21 protein-coding genes are annotated in these 23,937 nt (G+C 65.5%); 11 read left to right on the top strand and 10 right to left on the bottom strand.

Going from position 1 to position 23,937, the window contains the following annotated elements:
• Positions 1-132 precede the first annotated feature (132 nt).
• Together G4L39_RS05790 and G4L39_RS05785 are read left to right on the top strand one after the other, a co-directional pair.
• Positions 133-537: a response regulator gene (locus tag G4L39_RS05790; protein ID WP_165106630.1), complete on the top strand. Its 405-nt coding sequence runs from the start codon at positions 133-135 to the stop codon at positions 535-537.
• A 148-nt stretch (positions 538-685) separates the two neighbouring features.
• Positions 686-4,417: a PAS domain S-box protein gene (locus tag G4L39_RS05785; RefSeq protein ID WP_165106628.1), complete on the top strand. Its 3,732-nt coding sequence runs from the start codon at positions 686-688 to the stop codon at positions 4,415-4,417.
• Between the two features lie 83 nt (positions 4,418-4,500).
• Here G4L39_RS05785 and infA read toward each other — a convergent pair whose 3' ends face one another.
• Positions 4,501-4,719 carry a translation initiation factor IF-1 gene (gene infA, locus G4L39_RS05780; RefSeq protein ID WP_165106626.1) on the bottom strand — a complete coding sequence of 73 codons (219 nt, stop codon included), beginning with the start codon at positions 4,717-4,719 and terminating at the stop codon, positions 4,501-4,503.
• 695 nt (positions 4,720-5,414) lie between these two features.
• Between infA and G4L39_RS05775 the strand changes: the two genes are divergently transcribed.
• Together G4L39_RS05775 and argS are read left to right on the top strand one after the other, a co-directional pair.
• Entirely contained in the window at positions 5,415-5,882 is a 468-nt protein-coding gene (locus tag G4L39_RS05775; protein ID WP_165106624.1) for a PTS sugar transporter subunit IIA, read from the top strand.
• Between the two features lie 90 nt (positions 5,883-5,972).
• A complete protein-coding gene (gene argS, locus G4L39_RS05770) occupies positions 5,973-7,712 on the top strand; it encodes an arginine--tRNA ligase (protein ID WP_165106623.1) in 1,740 nt (579 codons plus the stop codon).
• Between the two features lie 52 nt (positions 7,713-7,764).
• Here argS and G4L39_RS05765 read toward each other — a convergent pair whose 3' ends face one another.
• The 3 genes from G4L39_RS05765 to sufT form a co-directional block, all read right to left on the bottom strand.
• Positions 7,765-8,508 (bottom strand): hypothetical protein, encoded by a 744-nt coding sequence (locus tag G4L39_RS05765; RefSeq protein WP_165106621.1) that lies wholly within the window; start codon positions 8,506-8,508, stop codon positions 7,765-7,767.
• Between the two features lie 268 nt (positions 8,509-8,776).
• Positions 8,777-10,072 carry a cysteine desulfurase gene (locus G4L39_RS05760; protein WP_165106620.1) on the bottom strand — a complete coding sequence of 432 codons (1,296 nt, stop codon included), beginning with the start codon at positions 10,070-10,072 and terminating at the stop codon, positions 8,777-8,779.
• A 23-nt stretch (positions 10,073-10,095) separates the two neighbouring features.
• Entirely contained in the window at positions 10,096-10,650 is a 555-nt protein-coding gene (gene sufT, locus G4L39_RS05755; RefSeq protein WP_165106618.1) for a putative Fe-S cluster assembly protein SufT, read from the bottom strand.
• A 544-nt stretch (positions 10,651-11,194) separates the two neighbouring features.
• Between sufT and hoxE the strand changes: the two genes are divergently transcribed.
• From hoxE to G4L39_RS05720, 7 genes are all read left to right on the top strand, one after another.
• Positions 11,195-11,746: a bidirectional hydrogenase complex protein HoxE gene (hoxE, locus tag G4L39_RS05750; protein WP_205880815.1), complete on the top strand. Its 552-nt coding sequence runs from the start codon at positions 11,195-11,197 to the stop codon at positions 11,744-11,746.
• Positions 11,718-13,346: an NADH-quinone oxidoreductase subunit NuoF gene (gene nuoF, locus G4L39_RS05745; protein WP_165106617.1), complete on the top strand. Its 1,629-nt coding sequence runs from the start codon at positions 11,718-11,720 to the stop codon at positions 13,344-13,346. The genes hoxE and nuoF overlap by 29 nt, the downstream gene beginning before the upstream one ends.
• An 18-nt stretch (positions 13,347-13,364) precedes the next feature.
• A complete protein-coding gene (gene hoxU / locus G4L39_RS05740) occupies positions 13,365-14,081 on the top strand; it encodes a bidirectional hydrogenase complex protein HoxU (RefSeq protein WP_165106615.1) in 717 nt (238 codons plus the stop codon).
• Positions 14,069-14,617: an NADH-quinone oxidoreductase subunit B family protein gene (locus G4L39_RS05735; protein ID WP_165106613.1), complete on the top strand. Its 549-nt coding sequence runs from the start codon at positions 14,069-14,071 to the stop codon at positions 14,615-14,617. The genes hoxU and G4L39_RS05735 overlap by 13 nt, the downstream gene beginning before the upstream one ends.
• Before the next feature lie 101 nt (positions 14,618-14,718).
• Positions 14,719-16,143, top strand: a complete 1,425-nt coding sequence (locus G4L39_RS05730; protein WP_165106611.1) for a Ni/Fe hydrogenase subunit alpha — start codon at positions 14,719-14,721, stop codon at positions 16,141-16,143.
• 37 nt (positions 16,144-16,180) lie between these two features.
• Complete coding sequence (locus G4L39_RS05725) at positions 16,181-16,633, top strand: hydrogenase maturation protease (RefSeq protein WP_205880814.1); 453 nt, start codon at positions 16,181-16,183, stop codon at positions 16,631-16,633.
• A 312-nt stretch (positions 16,634-16,945) separates the two neighbouring features.
• Positions 16,946-18,535, top strand: coding sequence for an MFS transporter (locus tag G4L39_RS05720; protein ID WP_165106608.1), 1,590 nt, complete (start codon positions 16,946-16,948; stop codon positions 18,533-18,535).
• Between the two features lie 95 nt (positions 18,536-18,630).
• On the opposite strand, the gene G4L39_RS05715 is transcribed toward G4L39_RS05720, so the two are convergent.
• The 6 genes from G4L39_RS05715 to larE form a co-directional block, all read right to left on the bottom strand.
• Positions 18,631-19,731: a type II secretion system minor pseudopilin gene (locus tag G4L39_RS05715; protein WP_165106607.1), complete on the bottom strand. Its 1,101-nt coding sequence runs from the start codon at positions 19,729-19,731 to the stop codon at positions 18,631-18,633.
• Positions 19,728-20,528 (bottom strand): PulJ/GspJ family protein, encoded by an 801-nt coding sequence (locus G4L39_RS05710; RefSeq protein ID WP_165106605.1) that lies wholly within the window; start codon positions 20,526-20,528, stop codon positions 19,728-19,730. The genes G4L39_RS05715 and G4L39_RS05710 overlap by 4 nt, the downstream gene beginning before the upstream one ends.
• Positions 20,525-20,944 (bottom strand): hypothetical protein, encoded by a 420-nt coding sequence (locus tag G4L39_RS05705; RefSeq protein ID WP_205880813.1) that lies wholly within the window; start codon positions 20,942-20,944, stop codon positions 20,525-20,527. The genes G4L39_RS05710 and G4L39_RS05705 overlap by 4 nt, the downstream gene beginning before the upstream one ends.
• 32 nt (positions 20,945-20,976) lie before the next feature.
• Positions 20,977-21,585: a pilus assembly FimT family protein gene (locus G4L39_RS14610; RefSeq protein ID WP_205880812.1), complete on the bottom strand. Its 609-nt coding sequence runs from the start codon at positions 21,583-21,585 to the stop codon at positions 20,977-20,979.
• Positions 21,582-22,853, bottom strand: coding sequence for a type II secretion system F family protein (locus G4L39_RS05695; RefSeq protein ID WP_165106603.1), 1,272 nt, complete (start codon positions 22,851-22,853; stop codon positions 21,582-21,584). The genes G4L39_RS14610 and G4L39_RS05695 overlap by 4 nt, the downstream gene beginning before the upstream one ends.
• A gap of 132 nt (positions 22,854-22,985) precedes the next feature.
• Positions 22,986-23,912 (bottom strand): ATP-dependent sacrificial sulfur transferase LarE, encoded by a 927-nt coding sequence (gene larE / locus G4L39_RS05690; RefSeq protein ID WP_165106601.1) that lies wholly within the window; start codon positions 23,910-23,912, stop codon positions 22,986-22,988.
• Between the last annotated feature and the right edge of the window lie 25 nt (positions 23,913-23,937).

The raw sequence follows: 23,937 nt of genomic DNA, 5'->3' as shown, positions 1-23,937 counted from the left end.
CCACCCCGGGAAAACCGGCACGGCGCCGGAACGGTTCCCCACCGGCCGGCTCCGCGGTGGCGGGACGGCACCGGGGCCCCACGGGCAATCCCCCAAACACGACCCCCCTGAACCCCGGGGTTCATCCTCACCATGCGCATTCTCTTGATTGAAGACAACGAAGCCAATCGTTACCTGGCCACCTACCTGCTGGAAAAGGCCGGCCACGAGATCCGACACGCCCCCACCGGGCCGGCTGCCCTGTCCCTGGCAGCCGTGGAACAGTTCGACCTGATTCTCCTCGATATCCAGTTGCCGGGGATGGACGGGTATGAAGTGGCCCGTGCGCTGCGGCGTCTGCCCGGGCTCCGGTCCATACCCATCGTCGCTGTGACCTCGTACGCCATGGTGGGCGACCGGGAGAAGGCGCTGGCGGCCGGGTGCACCGGGTACATTGAGAAACCGATCAACCCCGACACGTTCGTCCGGGAGGTGGAGGCTTACGTTGGGGTACCTGCGGCTGAAACTCCCCGGCGGGATCGATCCAACGCCCCATGAAGCCGACCAGGGTCCAGCCCCACTTTTACTGTGCCGACCGCACATCCGGCGATTCCGGAGCGGTCCCGACCGTTCGAACCCGGATTGACCCGGGGGATACTGGTGTGAGAGCCTTTCAGTTGAATGGTCCTCAACCGGCTGGTTCATCATGCGTGTACTCATTGTGGATGATCATGAGGACAACCTCTACCTGCTGCGTTCGCTGCTGACGGGCCAGGGGTTTGAGGTTGTGGAAGCCCGACATGGTGCCGCAGCGCTGGAGCGGGCCCGACAATGTCGGCCCGACCTGGTGATCAGCGACCTTCTGATGCCGGTGATGGATGGTTTTACCCTGCTGCGGCAGTGGAAGGCGGATGCGACCCTGAGAAGTGTCCCTTTTGTGGTTTACACCGCCACCTACAAGGAACCGGAGGATGAACAGCTGGTCCGTGACCTGGGAGCCGATGCGTTCATTCTCAAACCGGCGGACCCGGACGAGTTTGTGAACCGGCTGCGGTCGGTGTTGGATCAAGCCCGTCAAAGGCAACTCCGGGCGGCGGAGATTTCCCCCGACCTCGACCCGGCGGTGTTGCAGCAGCGTCATGCCCGTGTGTTGATCCGGAAGCTGGAGGAAAAGTGTGCTCAACTACGCCAGGCCAACGCCGAGCTCCAGAGCGCCCGGGACCATCTGATGCAGACCCTGGATGCCCTTCCGGCGGCGGCATGTCTTTGCGACGCGGAGGGTTTGATCCTGTACCACAATGCGCAGGCACAAAGTCTGTTTGGACGCCACCTCCGCCTCCGGGATCCGGTCGACCGGTTTTGTGGTGCGTCGCGGTTTTACCGGGCCGACGGCGCGCCGTTGGATCCGGCGGACTTGTGGTTGGCCCGGTGCCTGGCCGGGCGTCAGCCCGTGGGTGGAGAAGTTGTGCGGCTCGAGCGGCCCTACGGTTCGCGACGGGATGTCCTGGCGCATGCAGCGCCCTTGTTCGACGCGGCCGGGCAACTCTTCGGGGTGGTCAGCGTGCTGTGGGATGTGACGGAGACGCTGGCCCTTCAGGAAAAACTGCGCCAGAGCGAGGAACGATTCCGGCGCCTGGCGGAAAGTTCCGCCACAGCCATCTTTGTCTATGCCGGCGAGCACTTCGTCTATGTGAACCCGGCGGCCTGCACGCTGACCGGCCGGACTGAAACGGAACTTCTCCAGACCCGGTTTTGGGAGGTCGTTCATCCGGATCATCGGGAGCTGGTCCGACAACGCGGGTTGGCCCGACAGCGCGGCGAGTCCGTGCCCACCCGATACGAATTCAAGATCCTCCGCAAGGATGGCAGCGAACGCTGGATTGACTTTGCTGCGAGTGCCATTCTCTGGGAGGGGCGGCCGGCGGCCATCGGCAGCGCCATTGACATCACCGAGCGGAAACGGGCCGAAGAAGCCCTGCGCGAAAGTGAGACGCGCAATCGGATCATCGCCAACCTGGTTTCCGACTACGCCTACATTTTCCGGGTGACCCCCGGGGGCGAACTGATCGGGGAGTGGGTCACGGACTCGTTCACCCGGGTTTTCGGCCTGACGCTGGAGCAGGTGATTGCCCGGGGCGGCTGGCAAACCCTGGTGCACCCGGAGGACCTGCCCAAAACGCTTGAGCACGCCCGTCGGGTCGCCAGCGGCCATCGGGACGTCTGCGAGATGCGCTGGGTGACCGCCACGGGGGAGGTGCGGTGGTTGCGCGACTACGCCGAACCGGTCTTTGACGAGACCGGCACGCGGGTGGTGCGCGTGTACGGGGCCTCCCAGGACATCACCGAACAGCGTCTGGCGGAGGAGCGGCTCGTCCGCCTCAACCGCACCTACGCCGTCCTCAGTCAAATCAATCAGCTTCTGGTGCGCGAGCGGCGGCCCGCTGCGCTGCTGGAGGGGGCGTGCCGCATTGCGGTTCACACCGGCGGATTTGTGATGGCCTGCGCTGCTTTGCGCGAACCGCGGGGCGGTCCGCTGCGTGTGGTGGCCAGTGCCGGTGCAGACCCCGACACCCTGTGGATCGTTCAGCGGTTTTTGGAGGATGCGGCCCTGGGTTGCACGCTTACCCGGGAGGCCCTGGCGGGCGGTCACCCCGTGGTGTGCAACGACATTGCCACCGCACCCGAGGCCGAGCCGTGGCGTGCCGCGGCCCTTGCACGGGGGTATCGCGCCATGGCGTCGTTGCCCATCCTCGTCGAAGGCCAGGTGCAGGGCGTGTTCAACCTGTATGCTGCCACGGCCGGTTTTTTCGACGCGGAGGAGATCCAGCTGCTCGAGGAGTTGGCGCAGGACCTCGGGTTCGCCCTGGAGGCCCAGGCGAAGGAGGAGGCCCGGCGGGCGGCCGAGGCACGCCTGGCCGCCAGTGAAGAACGGTTCCGGCAGCTGGCTGCGACGGTCGAGGACTGTTTCTGGATCAAGGACGCCGCCAGCGGACAGTTCCTCTACATCAGTCCCGCCTTCGAACGAATCTGGCAGGTGCCGCTCCAGCAGCTCCTGGAGAACCCCAAGGTTTGGATGCACTACGTTCATCCCGAGGATCGCGAGCGGGTCGAGCATTTCCTGTCGCGTCTTGGTAACGGGTCCGGTACCCGGGACCTTGAGTACCGCATCGTGCGGCCGGACGGGCGTGTCCGGTGGGTTCGGTCCCGGATCTATCCGGCGGCCGGAGCCGGTCCCCGCGTGGAACGCTGGGTTGGCGTCACCCGCGACATTACCCGCGAACGGGAGCTGGAGCAGCAATTGCTCCAAGCCCAAAAGATGGAGGCGGTGGGGCGACTGGCCGGCGGCGTGGCGCATGACTTCAACAACATCCTGACCACCATCCTCATGCAGGCCGAGTTGCTCAGCGAGGAGGCGTCTCTGACGCCCGAGGTCCGGGAGGGGCTCCGGCAAATCCACGCCGCAGCCGAACGGGCCGCCAACCTCACGCGGCAACTGCTGTTGTTCAGCCGCCGGCAGGTCCTGCAATTGCGGACGCTGGACCTGAACGAAAGCGTGACCGGCCTGGCCAAGATGCTCCGGCGCATCATCGGTGAGGACATCCGCCTGCAACTCGATCTCCACCCTGCACCCCTGTGGTTGCGCGCGGACGCGGGGATGCTGGATCAGGTGCTTTTGAACCTGGCCGTCAATGCCCGCGACGCCATGCCCCGCGGCGGGAGGTTGTTCATCCAGACCTCCGAACTGACTGTCGGGCCTGAAACCGTGGAACACCAACCTTCCGCCAGGCCGGGACGCTACGCCGTCCTGCGCGTCCAGGATGAGGGGTGCGGGATACCGCCGGAGGTGCTGAGCCACATCTTTGAACCCTTTTTCACGACCAAGGAGCCCGGCAAAGGCACCGGCCTGGGGCTGGCCACCGTCTATGGCATCGTCCAGCAACACCATGGCTGGATTGAGGTCGAAACCGCCGTGGGGCAGGGCACAACTTTCACAATCCATCTGCCCCTGGCGGGCGAACCTACGACCGCCAACCGGGCCGAAGCACGGGCCACCCCACCCGGCGGCACCGAGACCGTGTTGCTTGTGGAAGACGATGAAGCCTTGCGCCGGCTGACCCATGCGGCGTTGGAACGGTACGGGTACCGGGTCTGGAGTGCTCGCGACGCCGAAGAAGCCCTGGAGATCTGGAACCGGCATGGTTCAGATATCCAGCTGCTCATCACCGACCTGGTCATGCCCGGTCCCATGAACGGCCGCGAGCTGGCCCGGCAGCTCCAGGCACAAAAGCCGGCCCTGCGCGTCATCCTGATAAGCGGCTACAGCCAGGAACTGGCCGGGCATACACTGGACCTGGCGCCCGGCCAGGCCTTCCTGTCCAAGCCGTTCCAACCCGACGCGTTGCTCGAGCGCATTCGGCAGGTGTTGGATGCCAAATGAACCGCCCTTGCACCGCTCCGGAACCCGGAGCCGTGCAAGGGCTGCCCCGCCAAAAACCGGTCCGTTACCCCCACCCGCACCCCCTACGGATGTCGGTAGGTGATTCGGGCCTTGTTCAGGTCGTAGGGCGACATTTCCACGCTGACCTTGTCGCCCACGCTGATTCGAATGAAGTGTTTCCGCATCTTGCCGGAGATGTGCGCCAGAACCTCATGCCCGTTGGGGAGGGCCACCCGAAACATCGTCCCCGGCAAGACCTGGGTCACAACTCCAGTGAGCTCGATGGGTTCTTCTTTTGCCATGATTTTGGTTCGCTGCACTGACTAAGTGCCACGCGCCCAGTTGAAAAGCAACCCACCATTTTCAGCGCCCGGAACACCGGCGCTCATCTCCTCAGGGTGACCGGGGGAGAACGTTGCGGGCGTGGCAGGTTTCCGGGTGCCCTTGGGGCGGCACCACCAAGGTAAACCGGCTTTGCGGGCACACCCGGACGCCCGGGCCTCAAGGGACACACCCGGCGGCTGCGGCTGCAGCTGGTCGCAAATGGGCCGTGGTTGGGCCGGCCGTTGACCTTCCAAGGGGTTCGACAAGGTCGGGAGCATCTCCATGGCCGGGTGCTCCACCGGTCTCAACCTCGGGGCCGTCCCAACCGGCCGGCCCAAGCCCCTCCAGCCTGAGGGGTTTTTGGGGGCGTGCCAGCGGCAACCTCAATGAAAAGCGGCGGAACCAGCGTGGGGGTCTGGGGCCACCGGCGGGGATTTGGGGCCGGCACAACGGCTTGTTGGGTCGGCGGGCGCGGCGGCTCATGCTCCCAGGGCGTGCACCGGGAAGGTCCACAGGGGGCCGCCGTCTTCAGAATGGTCCGGTGCCGATTCGCCATGGCTCGAAGCGGTCCGGGCTTCCGCAGGGTGTTGGCCGGTCCGGGCCCAAAGTTGGAATTCCTTCTTGCTAACCGCGTGGGGTTCGGGCCAAATGCACCGGCTGATTGCGGCACACTATGGATTTGGCCGACATTCTGACCAAGGATCAGATCGTCACGGACCTCAAAGCCACCAATCGTTGGGAGGCCATTGACGAGCTGGTCGATGTATTGGTTGCCACCGGGAAAATCCGGCCTGAACACCGGGACGCGGTGGTGGCCGTGGTGCGGAAACGCGAAAACTCCATGAGCACCGGCATCGGCTTCGGCATCGGGATCCCACACGCCTCCACGGACGTGATTCAGGAGGTGGTGGGGGCTCTGGGCCGATCCCGTCGCGGTGTGGATTTCGAGGCGCTGGACAATCAGCCGGTCAAGCTGGTCATGCTGTTTCTGGTGCCGCAGGGCCAGTTCCAGAAACACCTGCACACGCTGGCCAACATTGCCAAACTGCTGCACAAGGCGGAGTTCCGGAAGGCGTTGGAGGAAGCCCCGGACGCCGAGACGATGATGGACATCATCCGGCAGCATTGCGGCAAGAAATGAGGCGCCGCGGCCGTGCGGGCCGCCGATCCATGGTCCGGCCCGCGGCCTGCCGTCGGTCCGCTTTCCGATCCGGGGAACAAACGGGTTTCCATGGCATTGCCTGCAGAGATCATTCAGGAACGCTTGCGAGCGGCGGTGGCCGAGGTTTGTCCCGAGGCGGACCTGCAAACCGTCCAAGTCCGGCCCTGTCCCGACCCGAAATTCGGCGATTACCAGGCTGTAGCGGTCATGAGCCTGGCCAAGGTCCGCCGGGTGAATCCCCGCCAGTTGGCGTCGGAGGTTCTGGCCCGGCTCAACCTGCAGGATCTGTGCAGTTCGGTCGAGGTGGCCGGACCGGGGTTCATTAATTTCCGGCTGCGTCCCGAAGCCGTGGCGGCCGCCCTGGCTGCCGCGGCGGAGGAACCGGTGCCGTTCGTGGGCCGGGCGGCGGCCACCCGGACGGTGGTGGTGGATTTCAGTTCACCCAACGTCGCCAAGCCCATGCACGTGGGTCATATCCGGTCCACCATCCTCGGTGACAGTCTGGCGCGCGCGTTGTGGCGTCTGGGCCACAGGGTGATCACCGACAATCACCTGGGCGACTGGGGCACGCAGTTCGGGATGTTGTTGCTGGGTTGGAAACGGTTCCTCGACCCGGCCGCCCTGAGCCGCAACGCCATTGCGGAGATGGAACGTCTGTACAAAACCGTGCACGCTGCGTGCCAGCAGGATCCGGCCCTGATGGAGGCGGCGCGGCAGGAGCTGGTGGCGTTGCAGGGCGGCGACCCGGAAAACCTGGCCATCTGGCGGCAAATGACGGCCCTTAGCCGGGCCGAGTTCGACCGGATTTACGAGCGATTGGGGGTAAAATTCGACTTCACCCTGGGCGAAAGTTTCTACCATCCGCGCCTGCAGGCGCTGGTGGACGAGTTCGTTCGACTGGGTCTGGCCCGGGAGAGTGAGGGCGCCAAGGTGGTGTTCTTCGACGATCTCCCCGACCTGAAAGACACGCCCCTGATCATTCAGAAGAGTGACGGGGCCTTCAACTATGCCACCACCGATCTGGCCACGCTGGCCTACCGGATCGAGACCTGGCATCCGGACGAGATCCTGTACGTCACCGACGCCCGCCAACAGCTTCATTTCCGGCAGGTGTTCGCCGCCTTCCGCAAGTGGCGGCCCGAGGCTGCCCACGTCAAACTGGTCCATGTCTGGTTCGGCTCGATCCTCGGGGAGGACGGCAAACCGTTCAAAACCCGGTCCGGCGACACGGTCAAATTGGAGGACCTGCTGGACGAAGCCGAGGAACGGGCCCTGGCCGTGGTGACGGCCAAGCAACCGGACCTGCCCGAAGCCGACCGACGGCGGATCGCCCGTGTGGTGGGCATCGGTGCGGTCAAATATGCCGACCTGCTCTCCAATCGCCAGAGCGACTACGTGTTCAGCTGGGATCGGATGCTGTCGCTGACGGGCAACACCGCGCCCTACCTGCAATACGCCTATGCCCGCATTGCCAGCATCTTTCGCAAGGGCGGCCTCACCCACGAGGCGGCCCGGGCCTCGGTGGCCCACGGGTTCACCCTGCAAACCCCCGAGGAACTGGCCCTGGGCCGGCATCTGCTGGACTTCGGCCTCGTCCTGCAAGCCGTGGCCGAGGATTACCGTCCCAATTACCTCTGCAACTACCTGTACGAGCTGGCCGGCCGTTTCACGCGCTTCTACGAGACCTGTCCCGTGCTGAGGGCGGCCGAACCGGAACGCAGTCATCGCCTGTACCTGTGCGAGGTCACTGCGCGGGTGCTGCAACTCGGCCTGGACGTTCTGGGCGTGGAAGTACTGGAACAGATGTAGGCCGCCCTCTCCGGGCGGGGCCTCCCTGCCGAACCGTTGCGTCGCCCCGGGATCAGTTGGTGATGCCTTCGTTTGCCCCGGTTGCCCACTGGCGCAGGACCTTTTCCAGACCCGGATCCAGACCTTCCAGGGCCAACAGACGGTCGGCCAGGTCCCCCAGCGCTTGTCGGATGAGCGCGAATTGCTCGGCCAACGTGTCGAAGATTTCCGTCAAGCCATACTGGCGGGCCAGCCGGTGATCCCGAGCCGCCCGGTAACTGGCCCGGCCCACCGCTTCGTAATATTGCACGCCCGGCGCGCCCCGGCGCTGTTCCCGCCGCTCCAGGTAGGGCGCGAACAACCCGGACAGGAAAAGCGTGTGATTGGCCAGATGGGTCCGCAAAACGAACGCCGTGACGTCGTCCACCTCGCGCAGGGCGGCCAGGATCTCGTAGAGGTAATCCACGCTCAACTCGCGCTCCGGCAGCGGCCGGCGCCACCGTTCAGTCCGGGCAAACTCGGCCAGCATCTCCGCCACATAATCCGCCACGGAGCGATCATCCAGCCCGCCGCGAACCAGCACGTGCCGGACCAGCACGTAAAAGTAGAGTCGGGCCGAGACCGGCAGACAGGTGCGAGCCTCCAACAATGCGCGAAGCAGCGCGGGATGATCCAGGAGCAGGTCCCGGGCCTCCTCGTCCGACAACAACCGGTCCAGGGCGGGACGCTGACGTTCCTCCGCTGCGAGGACCGATCGGACCAGCTCGAGGTCCTCGGCCGTCAATCGAGCCCGACAGCATGGTTGCACCAGGTTCATAGGCCGGCACCTGGATGGAACGGCCGCCGGAGGGGTCCCGGCTCATCCGTCAACCTACTCGCCTTCCACCAGCTTGCAACGCAGCACGATCGATGCCACATGCGAGACCAGGGGCGTGAACGGGCAGGACCGGAGACAAGCCGGCACAAATGCCGGTCGTAACCGTACCTGAACGGGCGGCCGGCAGTGCGGAAGCCGCATGCATCCCGCGGCCGCTCGCGCAGCTCCCGCCGGCCCGGAGGACAACTCCTGCGCGGGCCCGCGCGGTTCAGCGGCTGAAGAACTTCTGGATGGCGCGGATCACCTCCACGAAACGGTCCACCTCTTCGAATGTGTTGTAGAAGTAGAAGCTGGCCCGTGCGGTGGATTCGACCCCCAGTTTGCGCATCAACGGCTGGGTGCAATGGTGCCCTCCGCGCAGGGCAATTCCTTCCCGGTCGGCCAGGGTGACCACGTCGTGCGCGTGCACGTCGTTCAGCAGGAAACTGACCAGGCCGGCCCGGCCCCGTTTGGGCCCAAACAACCGGATGCCCGGGATGGCGGCCAATCGGTCGTACGCGTACTGGGCCAGTTCCTGGTCGTGCTGCCAGATGCGCGCCCGGCCGATGCCATCCAGATAATCCAGGGCCGCGTGCAACCCGATCGGCCCCGAAATGTCCGGTGTACCGGCTTCAAACCGGTGAGGGGGCGCCTTGAAGGTGGTCTGGTGGTAGTCGACCGACAGGATCATTTCGCCGCCCCCCTGCCATGGGGGCATGTGTTCCAGGAGTTCCCGGCGGCCATACAACACCCCCACACCCGTCGGCCCGCAGGTCTTGTGGCCCGAAAAGACGAAGAAATCGCAGCCGATCGCCTGCACGTCCACCGGCATGTGCCCCGCGCTCTGGGCTCCATCCACCAGGGTGACAATCCCCCGCTGCCGTGCCCGGGCGCACCAATCCGCCACGGGATTCACGACGCCGAGCGAGTTGGACACGTGCACCATGGCAAACAGTTTCACCGGCGGCGCCAGCAATTCGGCCAGGCGCCGTTCATCCACCAGACCCTCATCGCCGGTGACGGGTACAAAGGCCAGTTTTGCCCCCACCCGTTGCGCCAGCATCTGCCAGGGCACCAGGTTGCTGTGGTGCTCCAGCTCGGTCAGCAAAATGACGTCGCCCGGGCGGAGGTTTTGGAGTCCCCAGGCCTGCGCCACCAGGTTGATTCCCTCGGTGGTGCCGCGGGTGAAGACGATCTCGTCCGGGCTGCGGGCGTTCAGGAAGCGGGCCACACGCGTTCGGGCCGCCTCGTAGGCCTGGGTGGCGCGGTTGCTCAGTTCGTGGATGCCGCGGTGGACGTTGGCGTTGTCCCGTTCGTAATAACGGCGCAATGTCTCGATGACCACCCGGGGTTTCTGGCTGGTGGCCGCATTGTCGAAGTAGATCAGCGGCTTGCCATGCACCGTCTGGTGCAGGATGGGGAAGTCCTCGCGCAGCCGGTGCCAGTCCACCCCGCCGGTCGGGGTCGGACCCGTGGCAGCGGTGGTGTCCCGATTGGCCGCAGCCGTGTCGGTCACTGTCTCCATGGCCGGGATTGTCGGGATGCTTTTCACATCAGGCCCAGTTGCAGCTTGGCGGCCTCCGAGAGCATGGACTGGTTCCACGGCGGATCCCAGACCACCTCGACGTTGGCCTCTTCGACGGCCTCGATGGAAAGAATCTTGTTCTGGGCGTCCTGAGCGATCATCGGGCCCATGCCGCAACCGGGGGCCGTCAGGGTCATCTTCACGTCCACGCGATAGGCGTTTTCCTTACCCTCAATGGGCGTCACCACGCAGTCGTAGATCAGGCCCAGGTCCACGATGTTCACCGGGATCTCCGGATCGTAACAGGTTTTCAGGACCTCCCAGACCTGTTTCTCGACCTCCTCCCGGGTCATGGGTTTGCCGGTGGCGACAACCTGGGTTTGCACCGGCAGGCCCAGGGCGTCGGCGTCCTTGCCCTCGATCCGGAACATGTTCCCGTTGACAATCACCGTGTAACTGCCGCCCAACGACTGGGTGATGTAGGCCTGCTCCCCCTTCATCAGGGTTACCTTCGTCCCCACAGGGATCAGGGTCGCCTCCACGTCACGTGTCAATGACACCGGGTTGCTGCTGCTCATACGGGCGAAGTATAGCCAAAATCGGCGGAAAGTCTTGTCCGAACCCGGCAGAAAAAGGTTCGCACCCGGAAGACGGGTCATGAACTGCACCGGGGGCAACTCGGCTCAGTGGACAGGCTACCGGGGGGCGCTTCAATTCCCCGGACAGGGTGCGCTTCCGGCGGCTTCAGAGAAACGCGGGCCTGAACGAGGCAACCACGGATTCCGGAGCCCCGGCCGGTTTCGGGTTGGCCCGCCACATGGCGAGGGTTGCCATGCCCTGCCGGGTGGATGAACCTCGCTGCGCGTCCACGCAACGCTCTGCGACGCCGGGCCGGCACCCGGGATCAAACCGGCATCTCCCCGGAAGCCGGGTCGCGAGGCACCCTTGCAGGATCGCATGGACCGGACTCGATTCGGAGGTTGACCTTCACCTGGCAACTGCAACAATTTTGGCCCATCGAAAGCCAAAAAGTGTAATGCCCTGTCGCGCCCCTTCCGGCACGTTGCAGCCAGCAAGGTGCCGGACCCCGGAGGGATGCGGGACCGGCAGGAAAGGATACCCATGATGACCACCCTTGCCACGCCCAAGCGGAAGCGGATGCAGGAAGCGCTGGCCCGTGCGGCTGGTGACAAGCGCTACAAGATCCTGGAAGCGCACATGAAGAAGCACCAGCACCGCCAGGACGCGCTCATCGAAATCCTGCACAAGGCCCAGGAGCTTTTCGGCTACCTGGACGATGACCTGTTGTTGTTTGTGGCGCAGCGGCTGAAGCTGCCTCCCAGCCGTGTGTACGGCGTGGCCACGTTCTATCACTTTTTCCAGCTCAAACCGGCGGGCAAGCACACCTGTGTCGTCTGCATGGGCACGGCCTGTTACGTCAAGGGCGCCGACAAGATCCTGGCGACGCTGGAGTCGCAATTGGGCGTGCGCGCCGGGCAGACCACGCCGGACGGTCAGGTTTCGGTGCTTGTGGCCCGGTGCATCGGGGCGTGCGGTATTGCGCCGGCCGTTGTATTCGACGGCCAGGTGGCGCCGCGTCAGACGCCGGAAAGTGTTCTTGCCACCCTGCAACCCTGGTTGACCCATGGATCTGAATCAACTTCTGGCCATTAAGGAAAAGGAACTGGCGTCGCGCAAACCGTACACCTTGCGGTGTTGCACCGCCGCGGGCTGCCTGTCGGCCGGCAGCGATCAGGTGAAGAAACAGCTCGATCAGGCGGTGGCCGAGCTGGGGTTGGCCGATCAGGTGGAGGTGCGCGGGGTCGGCTGTCTCCGGTTGTGCAGCCAGGGTCCGCTGGTGCACGTGGACCCGGCGAACGAGTTGTACCAGAAGGTCACGCCCGAGAACGCCCGTCAGCTGTTGGAACGGGTGCGCGGCGGGAAACCGCCGCTGGAACAGGCGGACCTGCAGCATCCGTTTTTCACGCGGCAACTGCCCATCGTGCTGGCCAACAGTGGCGTGGTGGATCCGGAGCGGATCGAATCCTACATCGCCGCCGACGGGTACCGTGCTTTGCACGATGCGGTGATTGAGATGGAACCCCGCGAGGTGATCGAGGCCATCATGGCCAGCGGCCTGCGGGGTCGGGGCGGGGCCGGTTTCCCCACCGGGCTTAAGTGGAGCACGGTGGCCAAGTCGCCCGGGCCCAGGAAGTACGTGGTCTGCAACGCGGATGAGGGCGATCCCGGAGCCTTCATGGACCGCAGCGTATTGGAGAGCGACCCGCACAGTGTGCTGGAGGGCATGGCCATTGCCGCCTATGCGGTGGGGGCCGAACAGGGTTTCATTTATGTGCGGGCGGAGTATCCGCTGGCCATTCGGCGATTGCGCCTGGCCATTGAACAGGCGCGGCGGCTGGGGATCCTGGGTAGCGGCATTTTCGGCTCGCCCCTGAATTTCAACGTGGAACTGCGGATTGGGGCCGGGGCGTTTGTGTGCGGAGAGGAGACCGCGCTCATGGCTTCGATCGAGGGCCGGCGGGGCACGCCGCGGCCGCGCCCGCCCTTCCCCGCCGAGAGCGGTCTGTGGGGTTGTCCCACCCTGATCAACAATGTGGAGACCTTTGCCAACGTGCCGGCCATCATCCGGAACGGCGCGGACTGGTTTGCCCGGATTGGCACCGAGAAGAGCAAGGGTACCAAGGTGTTTGCCCTGGCCGGCAAGGTGAAGAACACCGGCCTGATCGAGGTGCCCATGGGCACAACCTTGCGGACCATCGTGGAGGAGATGGGTGGTGGCGCGCCGGGCGGGGCCCGGATCAAGGCGGTCCAAACGGGCGGGCCTTCCGGTGGTTGCATTCCGGCCGAGCTGATGGACGTGGAGGTGGATTACGAATCCCTCACCCGCCTGGGGTCCATCATGGGGTCCGGTGGCATGATTGTCATGGATGAGACCACCGACATGGTGGACGTGGCCCGGTTTTTCATGGAGTTCTGCAAAGACGAATCCTGCGGGAAATGCATCCCCTGCCGGGCCGGCACGGTCCAGATGCACGGGTTGTTGACCAGGATCCTGGAGGGGCGGGCCACCGCCCGGGATCTGGCGCTGCTCGAGGAGCTTTGCGACATGGTCAAGCACACCAGCCTGTGCGGGCTGGGGCAGACCGCGCCCAATCCCGTGCTCAGCACGCTCCGGTTTTTCCGGCATGAATACGAACGCCGGCTCAAACCGGAGCGTTCGCTCCATCCGGCGGCGGTGGTCGGGCGGCCCTGAACCTGGAGGATTTTCGCCATGGCTGCAGTCACACTGACGATTGACGGCAAACCGGTCAGCGCACCCGCCGGTGCCACGGTGTTGGAGGCGGCGCAGGACGCCGGGATCCGGATCCCCACCCTGTGCCATCTCGAGGGTGTCTACGACGTGGGCGCCTGCCGCCTCTGCCTGGTGGAGGTGGCCGGGTCCAACAAACTCCTGCCGGCCTGCACCACCAAGGTGGCCGAGGGCATGGAGGTGTGGACCGTGTCGGACCGGTTGCGCAAGTACCGGCGGATGACGCTGGAACTGCTGTTTGCGGAACGCAACCACGTGTGTTCGGTTTGCGTGTCCAACGGCAACTGCGAGTTGCAGGCGCTGGCCTACGAGGCCGGGATGGACCACGTACGCTTTCCCTACCAGCACCCGCAACTGGTGGTGGACCAGAGCCATCCGCTGTTCGGGATGGACCACAACCGGTGCATCCTCTGCACCCGGTGCGTGCGGGTTTGCTGGCACATTGAGGGCGCCGGCACCAAGAACGTGGCCGGGCGCGGTGCCGACTGCCGGATCATCACGGATCTGAACCAACCTTGGGGCGAGTCGGATTCCTGCACGAATTGCGGCAAATGCGTCATGGCCTGTCCCACGGGCGCACTCTATTACAAGGGCCTCAGCACCGGGGAAATGCACCATGACCGGCACAAACTGGAGTTCATTGTCACGGCGCGGGAGGAGAAACAATGGATCGCATAAAACTGGCCACCGTCTGGCTGGGCGGCTGTTCCGGCTGCCACATGTCCTTCCTGGACCTGGACGAGTTCCTCCTGGAACTGGCCCGGCGGGTTGAGGTGGTTTACAGCCCGTTGGTGGATCACAAGGAGTATCCGGAGGGTGTGGACGTCTGCCTGATTGAGGGGGCCGTGTGCAACACGGATCATCTTGAGCTGCTGGAGCGGATCCGGGAGCGAACGCGGGTGCTGGTCAGCTTCGGCGATTGCGCCGTGACGGGCAACGTCACCGCCATTCGCAACCAGCTCGGGCCGCGAAATGCCGAGCTGGTTCTGCGGCGGGCGTACGTGGAATGCGCCCAGGAAAACCCGGGGATCCCGTCCCGGGAAGGGATCGTGCCGCCCTTGTTGCCGCGGGTGATGCCCGTGCACGAGGTGGTGCCGGTGGAGTATTACCTGCCCGGTTGCCCGCCGCCGGCGGATCGGATTCGGGCCGTGTTGACGGCCCTGTTGGAGGGGCGTGCCCCCGCCCTGGAGGGACCGCAGCTCAAGTTCGGCTGAAGAGGCAGGTTCCGAACATGATCCGGGAAATTACGCCCGACCGATTTTGCAAATGCGCCGCAGGCGCGGCGCGATGAGAATGTTTGCACGCACGAATCACCATGGCTCAACGCATCGTCATTGATCCGGTCACCCGCATCGAAGGCCACGCCAAAATCAGCCTGTACCTGGACGAGGCCGGCAACGTGGCCGATGCTGAGTTTCACGTGGTCGAGTTCCGCGGGTTCGAGAAATTCTGCGAAGGCCGACCGTTCAGCGAAATGCCGGGTCTGACGGCCCGCGTGTGCGGGATTTGTCCGGTCAGTCACCTGTTGGCCTCGGCGAAGGCCGGTGACGCCATCATGGCGGTGGACATCCCGCCGGCGGCCGAGAAACTGCGCCGGTTGATGAACCTGGGGCAGATTGTGCAGAGCCACGCCCTGAGTTTCTTTCATTTGAGCGCGCCGGATTTTGTTCTGGGCTGGGACAGTCCGCCGGACCGGCGCAACGTGTTCGGCCTGATCGCAGCGCAACCGGAGCTGGCCCGGGCCGGGATCCGGCTGCGGCAATTCGGCCAGGAGGTGATCGAACAGCTCGGCGGCCGGAAGATTCATCCCTCCTGGGCGGTGCCCGGCGGTGTGCGCAATCCCTTGACGCCCGAGGGCCGGGACCGGTTGCGGGGCTGGATCCCCGAGGCACGCGCCACGGTCCAGATGGCGATCGACCTGTTCAAGAAGACGCTCAAATCCCACGGACGCGAGGTCCAGATCTACGGCAATTTCCCGTCGCTGTACATGAGCCTCGTGGCCGGGGACGGCACCTGGGAGCATTACGGCGGCCGACTCCGGTTTGTGGACGGCAGCGGAAACGTGCTGGCCGACGATGTGGATCCGCAGCGTTACGACGAGGTGATTGGCGAGGCCGTCCAGTCCGGTTCGTACCTGAAGTCGCCCTTCTACAAACCGCTGGGTCTGCCGGATGGGATGTACCGCGTGGGACCCCTGGCGCGGCTGAATGTGGCGCGGCGGATGGGCACGCCCCTGGCCGACGCGGAACTGCAGTATTTCAAGAAGCTGGGCCGTGGAGCGGTGAACTCGGCCTTCCTCTACCACTACGCGCGGTTGATCGAGATCCTCACCTGCGTGGAGCGGATCGAACAGATGCTGGACGATCCCGACCTGCTGAGCGACGAGCTGCGCGCCGATGCGGGAATCAACAGCCTGCGCGGCGTGGGCGTGAGCGAGGCCCCGCGCGGCACGCTGTTCCACGACTACACGGTGGATCGCAACGGTCTGCTCCGCCGGGTCAACCTGATCATCGCCACCGGCCAGAACAACCTGGCCATGAACCGGACGGTGGCGCAGATCGCGCGCCACTACGTGCGGGGCGTGCCGGTGCCGGAAAGCGTGTTGAATCGCATCGAGCACGGCATCCGGTGTTACGATCCGTGCCTGAGCTGCTCCACCCATGCCGTGGGCCGCATGCCCATGGTGGTTCGCATCCTTGGCCCCGATGGCCAGCTCCTGCAGGAACTGCGACGCGACTGAGCCAGGGCCGCGCCGGAGCCGCGCCGGAGCCGCGCCGGTGCTGGTCCTCGGCTACGGCAACCCCCTGCGGAGGGATGACGGACTGGGCGTGGCTCTGGCCGAAACGCTGGCCGCCGAAGTGCGGCCCGGCGTGGAAGTGAGAATCTGTCAGCAGCTTACACCCGACCTCGCCGAACCGGTCAGCCGGGCGGCCGCGGTGGTGTTCGTGGATGCTGCCGTGGGCGGGCCCGCCCGGGTCCGATTGCAACGGCTCCGCCCTCACACCGGTTCCACCCTCGGAACCCACGATTGTTCCCCTGCCGGCGTCCTTGCCCTGGCGGAAGCCCTGTACGGTCGTGTACCACCGGCGTGGTTGCTGGCGTTGCCCGGGGAGGACTTCGGCCTGGGCGAGGGATTCTCCCCCCGGGGCGAGGAGTCGCTCCGGCAGGGTCTGGACCGGCTGCGCCGGTGGCTGGATCGGCGTCGTGGTGCGGCCCGGGCCGCGGGTTGAGGAACCGACGGGCGACCTATCTGCTTCCCTCCTCGTTGCCGTGGCCTGGCGTCATCCGGTCGGAAGACAAACAGGTGCCCGGCCCTGACCGGCGGGCAATTCAGGATCGGCGCTTGTCGGGAAACGGTTCCGTTGGCAAAGTCGCCCGGCGATGACAACGGCAGGGCAATCAGCCCGGCGCGGGGCTACGCGCGCCAATCCGGGTCGTTCACGTGGTGATGTACCCCGGAGGAACCGGTGCGGCTTTCCGCAGGTTGTGGTTGCGCCCCTGCCCCTGAGTCAACCTTGTCCAGGTCCATCCCTTGCATGCCGATGAACCCGCCTCCTTCCGAACCTTCCGTGTCGTTGTCGGATCGTACCGCCCAAGCACCCGGAAATCCGCTGGCGGATGTCAAGCAGCTCGGCATGTGGGCGTCCATCAAAAGCCTGGGGTTCGTCTTTTGGGTCGTGGGTGCCATGGAGATGATCGAGCGCCTGGCCTACTACGGCGTCCGGGCCGTGGCCACCTTGTACGCGACGCGGCCCGTTTCCGAGCACGGCCTGGGGGTGACCATGGCCACATTCGGCACGTTGCTGATGACGTGGAACCTGGTGCAATCGCTGGTGCCGGTGTTCACCGGCGGCCTGTCGGACCGGTACGGATACAAGCCGACCATCTTCCTTTCCACGGCGCTGAAGTGTCTGGGGTATCTGATCATGGCCTGGTGGCAGACCTACGCGGGGTTTTTCGTGGGGGCCATGTTCCTGGCGGTGGGGACGGCCATCTTCAAGCCGGGGATTCAGGGGACGCTGATCCGGGCGACCCACCGGCTCAACAGCAGCATGGCCTGGGGCATCTTTTACCAGGCCGTCAACATCGGCGGCTGGATCGGGCCGTTGGTCGCGCTGCACATGCGGTCGCACATGGGATGGCAGGCGGTCTTTTACACCAACGCGGCGGTGATCTGCCTGAACTTTCTGCTGTTGCTGACCTATCGTGAACCGGGGTTGGAAGAACGGCTGGCCCGGCGGGCACGCATCCGCGCCGGATTGGAACGCGAACAACCCCTGTGGCGGGAGTCCCTTGCGGAGCTGCGCAAACCCCATCTGACCGTGTATCTGGCGATTTTTTCGGTGTGGTGGTTGATGTTTCCCATGCTCTGGGATGTGCTGCCCCGGTACGTTGAGGATTGGGTGGACACGCGGCCCATGGTGACGTTTTTGTTCGGTGCGGACGGTGCTCAGAACGCCGTGGCGAAGTTTCTGCTCGGGATGGACGCCGAGGGCCGGAACATCCAGCCGGAAGGGATCGTCAACATCAACGCCGGCATGATCATGCTGACCTGTTTTGTGTTTGCCGGATTGAGTGCCCGGATGCGGGCCACGGACAGCCTCCTGGTCGGCACGCTACTGGTGGCGACGGCGCTGATGGGCATTGGCCTGACCCGGCAGGTGGGCTGGATCGTGCTGGCGCTGGTGGTGTTCAGCATCGGCGAAATGCTGGCCAGTCCAAAGTACAGCGAGTTCCTCGGGAACGTGGCTCCGCCGGACAAGAAGGCCATGTGGATCGGTTTTTCGCAGGCGCCCATCCTGATTGGCTGGACCCTGGAGGGCAAGCTGGGGCCGTGGCTCTACCATCATTTTTCCGACAAGGACCGACTGGCGCGGCGCACGTTGGTGGAGGCCCTGGGATGGTCACCGGACTCCGTCAGCGAGGCTGTCCTGCCCGTGGGCGAGGCGTTCCGCAAATTGGTGGAGGTCACCGGTCAGAGCCCGGAGGCGCTGACCCGCGAGTTGCTGGAGAACTACCCTGTGGGGCTGACCTGGTACGTGTTTGCCGGGGTGGGGTTCCTGACCGCCGTGATGATTGGGTTCTACGGTCGTTGGATTCGCGAACTGGCCCGGCGGCCCATGCAGCCGTGACCGGCGCGTTCAGGACCGGTCGCAGGCCGGCGGCCGGGCTCAGTTCCGGCCCGGGGCCCGTGGCTGGTGGTCCATGCCGGCTCCATGCCGGGGTTTCATTGCCAGTAGAAGCTGAGAATCTGGATGTCCCGCGGGGAGTTGCGGCCCAGGATGGCCTTGAAGGTCCGGTGCACCCCGTTCACCTCGGCTTCCACGGTGACCTCGAAAGTCCGACTCCGCTGGTCCAGATACCGCACGGCCGCGGTGGCCTCGGCGGGGGAGAGCCCGGCGCTGACCAGCATATCCAGGAGGGTCAGGCCCGGGCTGCCCGCCGGGGTGTCGTCCTCGGTGCCCTCGATGCCGTCGTAACCCGCCCGCAACATGACGATGCGCGCGGCGCGGCCCTCGTCAATGAACGGCACCAACTGCAGGGTGCTCACAGGGGCGGTGTTGATGTTGATCTTGCCGGAGGAGACGGTGGTGAACAGGTCCACCAACCCCACCGGCGGCGTCACCATGGAGCTCACCATGCCCAGCGCTTCGGCCCTCGGCACATACCGGCCGGCCACCGCGTTGGTGGCCGCAGGCCCCCAATACAACTCCGGTGTGATCCCCCGCACCATGAGCAGCTCGGACAGGTCCTCCATCGGCCGGTTCTTCGCGTAGTAGGGCGGAGTCAGCGTCTGGTAATAGTCGCTCTCGGCGCCGCTCAGATGCGTGTCGTCATCCGGGTCCACCCAGTCCAGAATGGCACTGACCAGTGCGGGAAACTCGCCCGGGTCCACCCCCATCAGGATGAACGCGTGCTGGAGGATGAGTTCATCGGCCACGTTGATGTTGAACTTCCGTTCCAGGTCCACGATGCGGACGCTGAACCGGCCGGAGCCGAGCTGAACGTCGGTCAGTTGCACACCCGCCAACGGACTGTTGGAGGTGCACAAACCACCGGGACCACCCGCCCACACCTGGTTCAGCGCATCATAGGGTTCACATCCCAGGGCCAGCTGCTCGCCCAACACGTACCGGGCCAGTTCAACCCCGGACCGACCCAACCATAACAACTCGGACTCCGATTGGGCGTTGCGCGCCAGTTTGGTCTCCACCCGCATGGAGTACGCAAAGCCGCCGGCCAAAATGGAGAGCACCAGCACCACGATCATCACAATGATCAGGGCAACGCCGCAACGACCGGGTCGGGGATGGATCCGCAGGTTCATGGCCGGCCTCCGGGGACGGCGGGCGCAGGCGTCGGCACCGCCGGGTTCGGCGCGAGAATGACCGGGGGTTGACCCGGCCCGCCGGGAATGACCTGGGGTTGGCCGGGCACGGCCGGCGCGCCCGCGCGCGGCATCTGGAACTGCGGTGGCAAGCCCCGGCTCGGGATGGCCACCACACGGGTGACCACGCGTTCCTGCCGACCGCCCTGGCGACCGGGTGGTTCCAGGCGCAACCGGATCCGTACCAGCGGCGGCAGCTGATTGGTGCGGGTCCATTCCTCGGTCCAATCGCCCGCCTGCAGGTCCCAAAACGACAGGTCCAGGCCGCGCACCCCCCGCGCCAGGATCAAAGGATGGTTTTCCTCGTCCTCGTCCAGGTCCCGCACCAGCGGATGCTGGCGCAGGGTGAGCACCCGATCGTTCTCGGGCCCGGGTTCCACCTTGAAAATCACCCGGCGCACGGCCAGGTCGCCGAACCGACCGCTCCGGGGAAACGACGGCGGCAGCCGCGCCACAAAGGTCAATAACGCCTCATCGCCGCCCCGGGCGAGGAAGCCGTAGAGATCGGCGTTCAACATGGACATCTGGGCCGTGGTCAGTGCGTCCTCGAGGGTTTGCAGGGCCATGCGCGATCGTTGCGCCTGCGCGGCGGCGTCCAGGCCCACCTTCGAGGCACGCAGGATGGCGGTCCAGCTCGAGTAAATGGCCGCCACCACCAGGCTCAGAATCGCCACGGCCAGCATGGCCTCCACCAGGGTGAAGGCGCGCGAGGGGCGATGGAGAGGGTGCGGCTTCATCGGCGCGGTGTGGGCGGCGGCAGCGGCAGGGCCGTGCCGGGCGGGTTCTGCCCTTGGTACAACAACACGCTCAAGGTCGAGACACGTCCGCCGGGGCCGCGACGCGGACGCACCACCATGTCCACCCGGACCAGGCCGTTGGTGATGGGAATCACCTCAAAGTCGTACTGTTCCTCCGGGAACAGATCTCCGAAGTCGCCCGAGTAAAGCCCTTCATCCAGGCGGTTCGAGACCGTCAGGAACGCCGCCAATGCGCCGGCGTCGACCCGATCCTGCTGCAGTGCGCGGGCGTTGCGGAGCGAGTTGGACACCAGGGCCAGAATGGCAAACACGGCCATGAAAAACATGGCCATCGCCAACATCACTTCAATGAGGGTGAAGGCACCGGTCCGACATCCCGCCCGGATCGGTCGCACCCCGGGTCGCCTATCTGGGCACAACATGGCTTTCATCGGGCCCCCAGGGTTTCGACCTGGGCCAGCGCGGTCGTCACTTCCAGCGAGATTTTCCGGTATTCGTTGCGATCCGACCGCAGCACCAGGGTCAACTCGTCACAGGTACCGTTGGGGAAGAACCGGACGCGGGCCAGCTCGGCGTCTTTGAACTCCACAAAATTCACGTCCACCATCTCCAGGCTGATCGAGTCCGGCAGGCGGGCCTGCAGGCCCGACCGCGCTTCGTCCCCGGGCGTGGCGGGCAGGCGCGCGGTGGTGGACGGACGCGGCTCCTCCGCACCCGTCTCCGGCACGGGTCCCGCCACAAACAGCAGCTTTTCCTGCGGCCGGATCCAGAGTTCCACCGGCCGACCTCCCAGGATGGCCCGTGCCCGCGCCGTGCTGCACACCTCCACCACATCCGCCACAGCCTGACGCAGATTCTCCTTCCGCCGCAGTTGCGAAAAGGCCGGGATGCTCATCGTCATGACAATGCCCAGGATGGCCACCACGATCATGATCTCCACGAGTGTCCAGCCCGGGCCCGAAAACCGCGCCGCCCGGAGCCGGGCAACCGGCCCGCACCGATGAAGGGCTTTGGGACGATCCGGGCGCGTGTTCACCGTGCGATGTTGGAGGTGATGGCGAACATGGCCGAGAGCACGCTCAACAGCAGGAACCCGACGCCCACGGCCATGACAATGATCATGACCGGCTCGATCATGTTCGTCATGACCCGCAACGCCAGGGTCAGCTCGTTCTCGTACGTGTCCGCCAGGTTCCGCAATGCCCCCGGCACGTCGCCGGTTTCCTCGCCGATCCTGACCAGGTCAACCATCAACTGCGGAAACAGCCGGCTGCGGGCCAGCGGCTGGGCCAGGCTCTTGCCATCGGTCACATCCTCCCGTGCCCGGGCGATCGCCTCCTTGATCAGCCGGTTGGGGATCACCTGCTCGGTGATCTTGAGCGCAGTGAGCACCGGCACGCCGTTTTCCAACAAGGTCGATAGCGTGCGGGCAAACGTGGCAAACAGGTGCAGCCGCACCACCCTGCCGAATACGGGGGCGTTCAGCTTCCACTGATCAATTCGCCGGCGCCCTTCCTCCGTGGCCTGAAACCGTTTGAACACAATCCATACCGTCACAAGCACCAGCACAATCAGCCACCAATAGCCCGAGAAAAAGTGGCTCAGCCCCACCAGCGCCCGTGTCATCCAGGGCAGTTCAACCTGCATGCCCTCGAACATGGTCAGAAACTTCGGGAGCATGTAGGTCATGAAAAACGTGATGATCGCCACCCCCACCAACGCCACAAACGCCGGATACACCAGGGCCGAACTGAACCGGGCCTGCACCTGCGCAAACCGCTCGAAATGCTCGGCCATCCGACGCAACACCTCCACCAGGGCCCCGCTCTGTTCGCCGGCGCGGACCATGTTCACGTACAGGTCGGAAAAAATGGCCGGTTGCTTCGCCATGGCATCGGACAGGCTGCGGCCCTCCATGACCTCCTGCCGCAATTGACGAGCCACCTCGGCCGGAATGCCCCGGCTCTCCAGGTGGGTCATGCTGTGCAGGGCCACCGTCAGGGGCATCCCGGCCTGCAGCAGGTTGGCCAGTTGCTGCGTGAACGTGGCCAGTTCCTGCAGCTTCGGCTTGCGCGGGCGCCGACGCCATTCCTGCCAACTGCTCGGCCAGAGACGGCGCAGGACCGAAGGGGCTTCTTCCGACCGACCCTGGGCGGAGGCCGGCGCCTTGGTTGCGTCCACGGCCACCGGAAACAATCCCAGACGCTCCAATTGCGCCAGGACCGCCGTTCGGTCCGGCCCCTCCACCACGCCTTCCACCACTTCGCCGGTGCGGCGACGTGCCCTGTATGCAAACTGCGGCATCCTACGTAAGACGAATCACCAAACCTTCCGAAAAGTTGCGTCTGCCGGCCCCGGAATGACCTCCCAACCCACCGGGCCGGGCCGTCGAGACTCGCGCGGCTCCACCCGCCGGGAGCGCAGCCCGGAAAATCCTCAGCCCCCGGCGCCGGCGCCGGCCCCGGGATTGCCCGGGCGCACCGCCTCGTTCAAGCTGCCCCGCCGATACCCCAGCAGGTCCACCGTTACATGCTGGTAGCCGATGGCCTTCAACGCCTCGGCCACCTTCACCGCGGTGCCGTTGGCCCACAACAAGGGCAGTTCGTCCGGCCCCACCTCAATCCGCGCCAGAGCCGGCCCGGTTACCGGCAACCGCCCGGCGGGCGCACCCGCCCCACCCGACGCCGGCCCGGTCGCCGGCCGCGGCAGTTCATGGTGCCGGACCCGGACGTCCCGAAAGCCCAACCGTCGCAGCACGGTCTCGGCGGCCTCAATCATGCGCAGTTTTTCCACCGTCACCGCCTCACCGTAAGGAATGCGCGAACTCAAACATGCCATTTGGGGTTTGTCGGCCGTGGGCAGGCCCATGGCGGCCGACAGGGCACGGATCTCCGACTTGGTCAGGCCCACCTCCTTCAACGGCGCCCGCACCTGATGCTCGGCAGCCGCCCGGGCGCCCGGCCGCCAGTCGCCCACGTCACTGGCGTTTTCCCCGTAAACAATCACGGCAAACCCTTCGGCCCGCGCCAACGGAACCAGCACCTCGAACAACTCCGTCTTGCAAAAGTAACAACGGTCCACCGGATTGGCCAGGTACTGCGGGTTTTCAAACTCCCGCGTGCGTACCACCCGCACCGGAAACCCAAACCGCCGGGCCAGCTCCAACGCCTCGGCCAGTTCCTGCCGGGGCAGACTCGGCGAATCCGCAATCACCGCCAGCGCACGGTCCCCCAACGTCTGATGCGCCACCACCGCCAGAAAGACCGAGTCCACCCCGCCCGAATAGGCGATCAGGCACGATCCGTACTCGCGCAACCGCGCGCGCAAGGCTTCCAGTTTCTCCGCCGGCACGAGCCCAAACATGGCACCAGTCCGGCAACCTGTCGAG

This window comes from Limisphaera ngatamarikiensis (assembly GCF_011044775.1).
Taxonomy (GTDB): domain Bacteria; phylum Verrucomicrobiota; class Verrucomicrobiia; order Limisphaerales; family Limisphaeraceae; genus Limisphaera; species Limisphaera ngatamarikiensis.
Note: the sequence above shows the minus strand (reverse complement) of the source record. Positions and strands in the feature narration are given on the sequence as shown.

What these genes read in the sequence shown, in the direction of transcription:
- G4L39_RS05790 (WP_165106630.1), top strand. Translation starts at nt 133, where the DNA reads ATGCGCATTCTCTTGATTGAAGACAACGAAGCCAATCGTTACCTGGCC.
- G4L39_RS05785 (WP_165106628.1), top strand. Translation starts at nt 686, where the DNA reads ATGCGTGTACTCATTGTGGATGATCATGAGGACAACCTCTACCTGCTG.
- infA (WP_165106626.1), bottom strand. Translation starts at nt 4,719, where the DNA reads ATGGCAAAAGAAGAACCCATCGAGCTCACTGGAGTTGTGACCCAGGTC.
- G4L39_RS05775 (WP_165106624.1), top strand. Translation starts at nt 5,415, where the DNA reads ATGGATTTGGCCGACATTCTGACCAAGGATCAGATCGTCACGGACCTC.
- argS (WP_165106623.1), top strand. Translation starts at nt 5,973, where the DNA reads ATGGCATTGCCTGCAGAGATCATTCAGGAACGCTTGCGAGCGGCGGTG.
- G4L39_RS05765 (WP_165106621.1), bottom strand. Translation starts at nt 8,508, where the DNA reads ATGAACCTGGTGCAACCATGCTGTCGGGCTCGATTGACGGCCGAGGAC.
- G4L39_RS05760 (WP_165106620.1), bottom strand. Translation starts at nt 10,072, where the DNA reads ATGGAGACAGTGACCGACACGGCTGCGGCCAATCGGGACACCACCGCT.
- sufT (WP_165106618.1), bottom strand. Translation starts at nt 10,650, where the DNA reads ATGAGCAGCAGCAACCCGGTGTCATTGACACGTGACGTGGAGGCGACC.
- hoxE (WP_205880815.1), top strand. Translation starts at nt 11,195, where the DNA reads ATGATGACCACCCTTGCCACGCCCAAGCGGAAGCGGATGCAGGAAGCG.
- nuoF (WP_165106617.1), top strand. Translation starts at nt 11,718, where the DNA reads ATGGATCTGAATCAACTTCTGGCCATTAAGGAAAAGGAACTGGCGTCG.
- hoxU (WP_165106615.1), top strand. Translation starts at nt 13,365, where the DNA reads ATGGCTGCAGTCACACTGACGATTGACGGCAAACCGGTCAGCGCACCC.
- G4L39_RS05735 (WP_165106613.1), top strand. Translation starts at nt 14,069, where the DNA reads ATGGATCGCATAAAACTGGCCACCGTCTGGCTGGGCGGCTGTTCCGGC.
- G4L39_RS05730 (WP_165106611.1), top strand. Translation starts at nt 14,719, where the DNA reads ATGGCTCAACGCATCGTCATTGATCCGGTCACCCGCATCGAAGGCCAC.
- G4L39_RS05720 (WP_165106608.1), top strand. Translation starts at nt 16,946, where the DNA reads ATGAACCCGCCTCCTTCCGAACCTTCCGTGTCGTTGTCGGATCGTACC.
- G4L39_RS05715 (WP_165106607.1), bottom strand. Translation starts at nt 19,731, where the DNA reads ATGAACCTGCGGATCCATCCCCGACCCGGTCGTTGCGGCGTTGCCCTG.
- G4L39_RS05710 (WP_165106605.1), bottom strand. Translation starts at nt 20,528, where the DNA reads ATGAAGCCGCACCCTCTCCATCGCCCCTCGCGCGCCTTCACCCTGGTG.
- G4L39_RS05695 (WP_165106603.1), bottom strand. Translation starts at nt 22,853, where the DNA reads ATGCCGCAGTTTGCATACAGGGCACGTCGCCGCACCGGCGAAGTGGTG.
- larE (WP_165106601.1), bottom strand. Translation starts at nt 23,912, where the DNA reads ATGTTTGGGCTCGTGCCGGCGGAGAAACTGGAAGCCTTGCGCGCGCGG.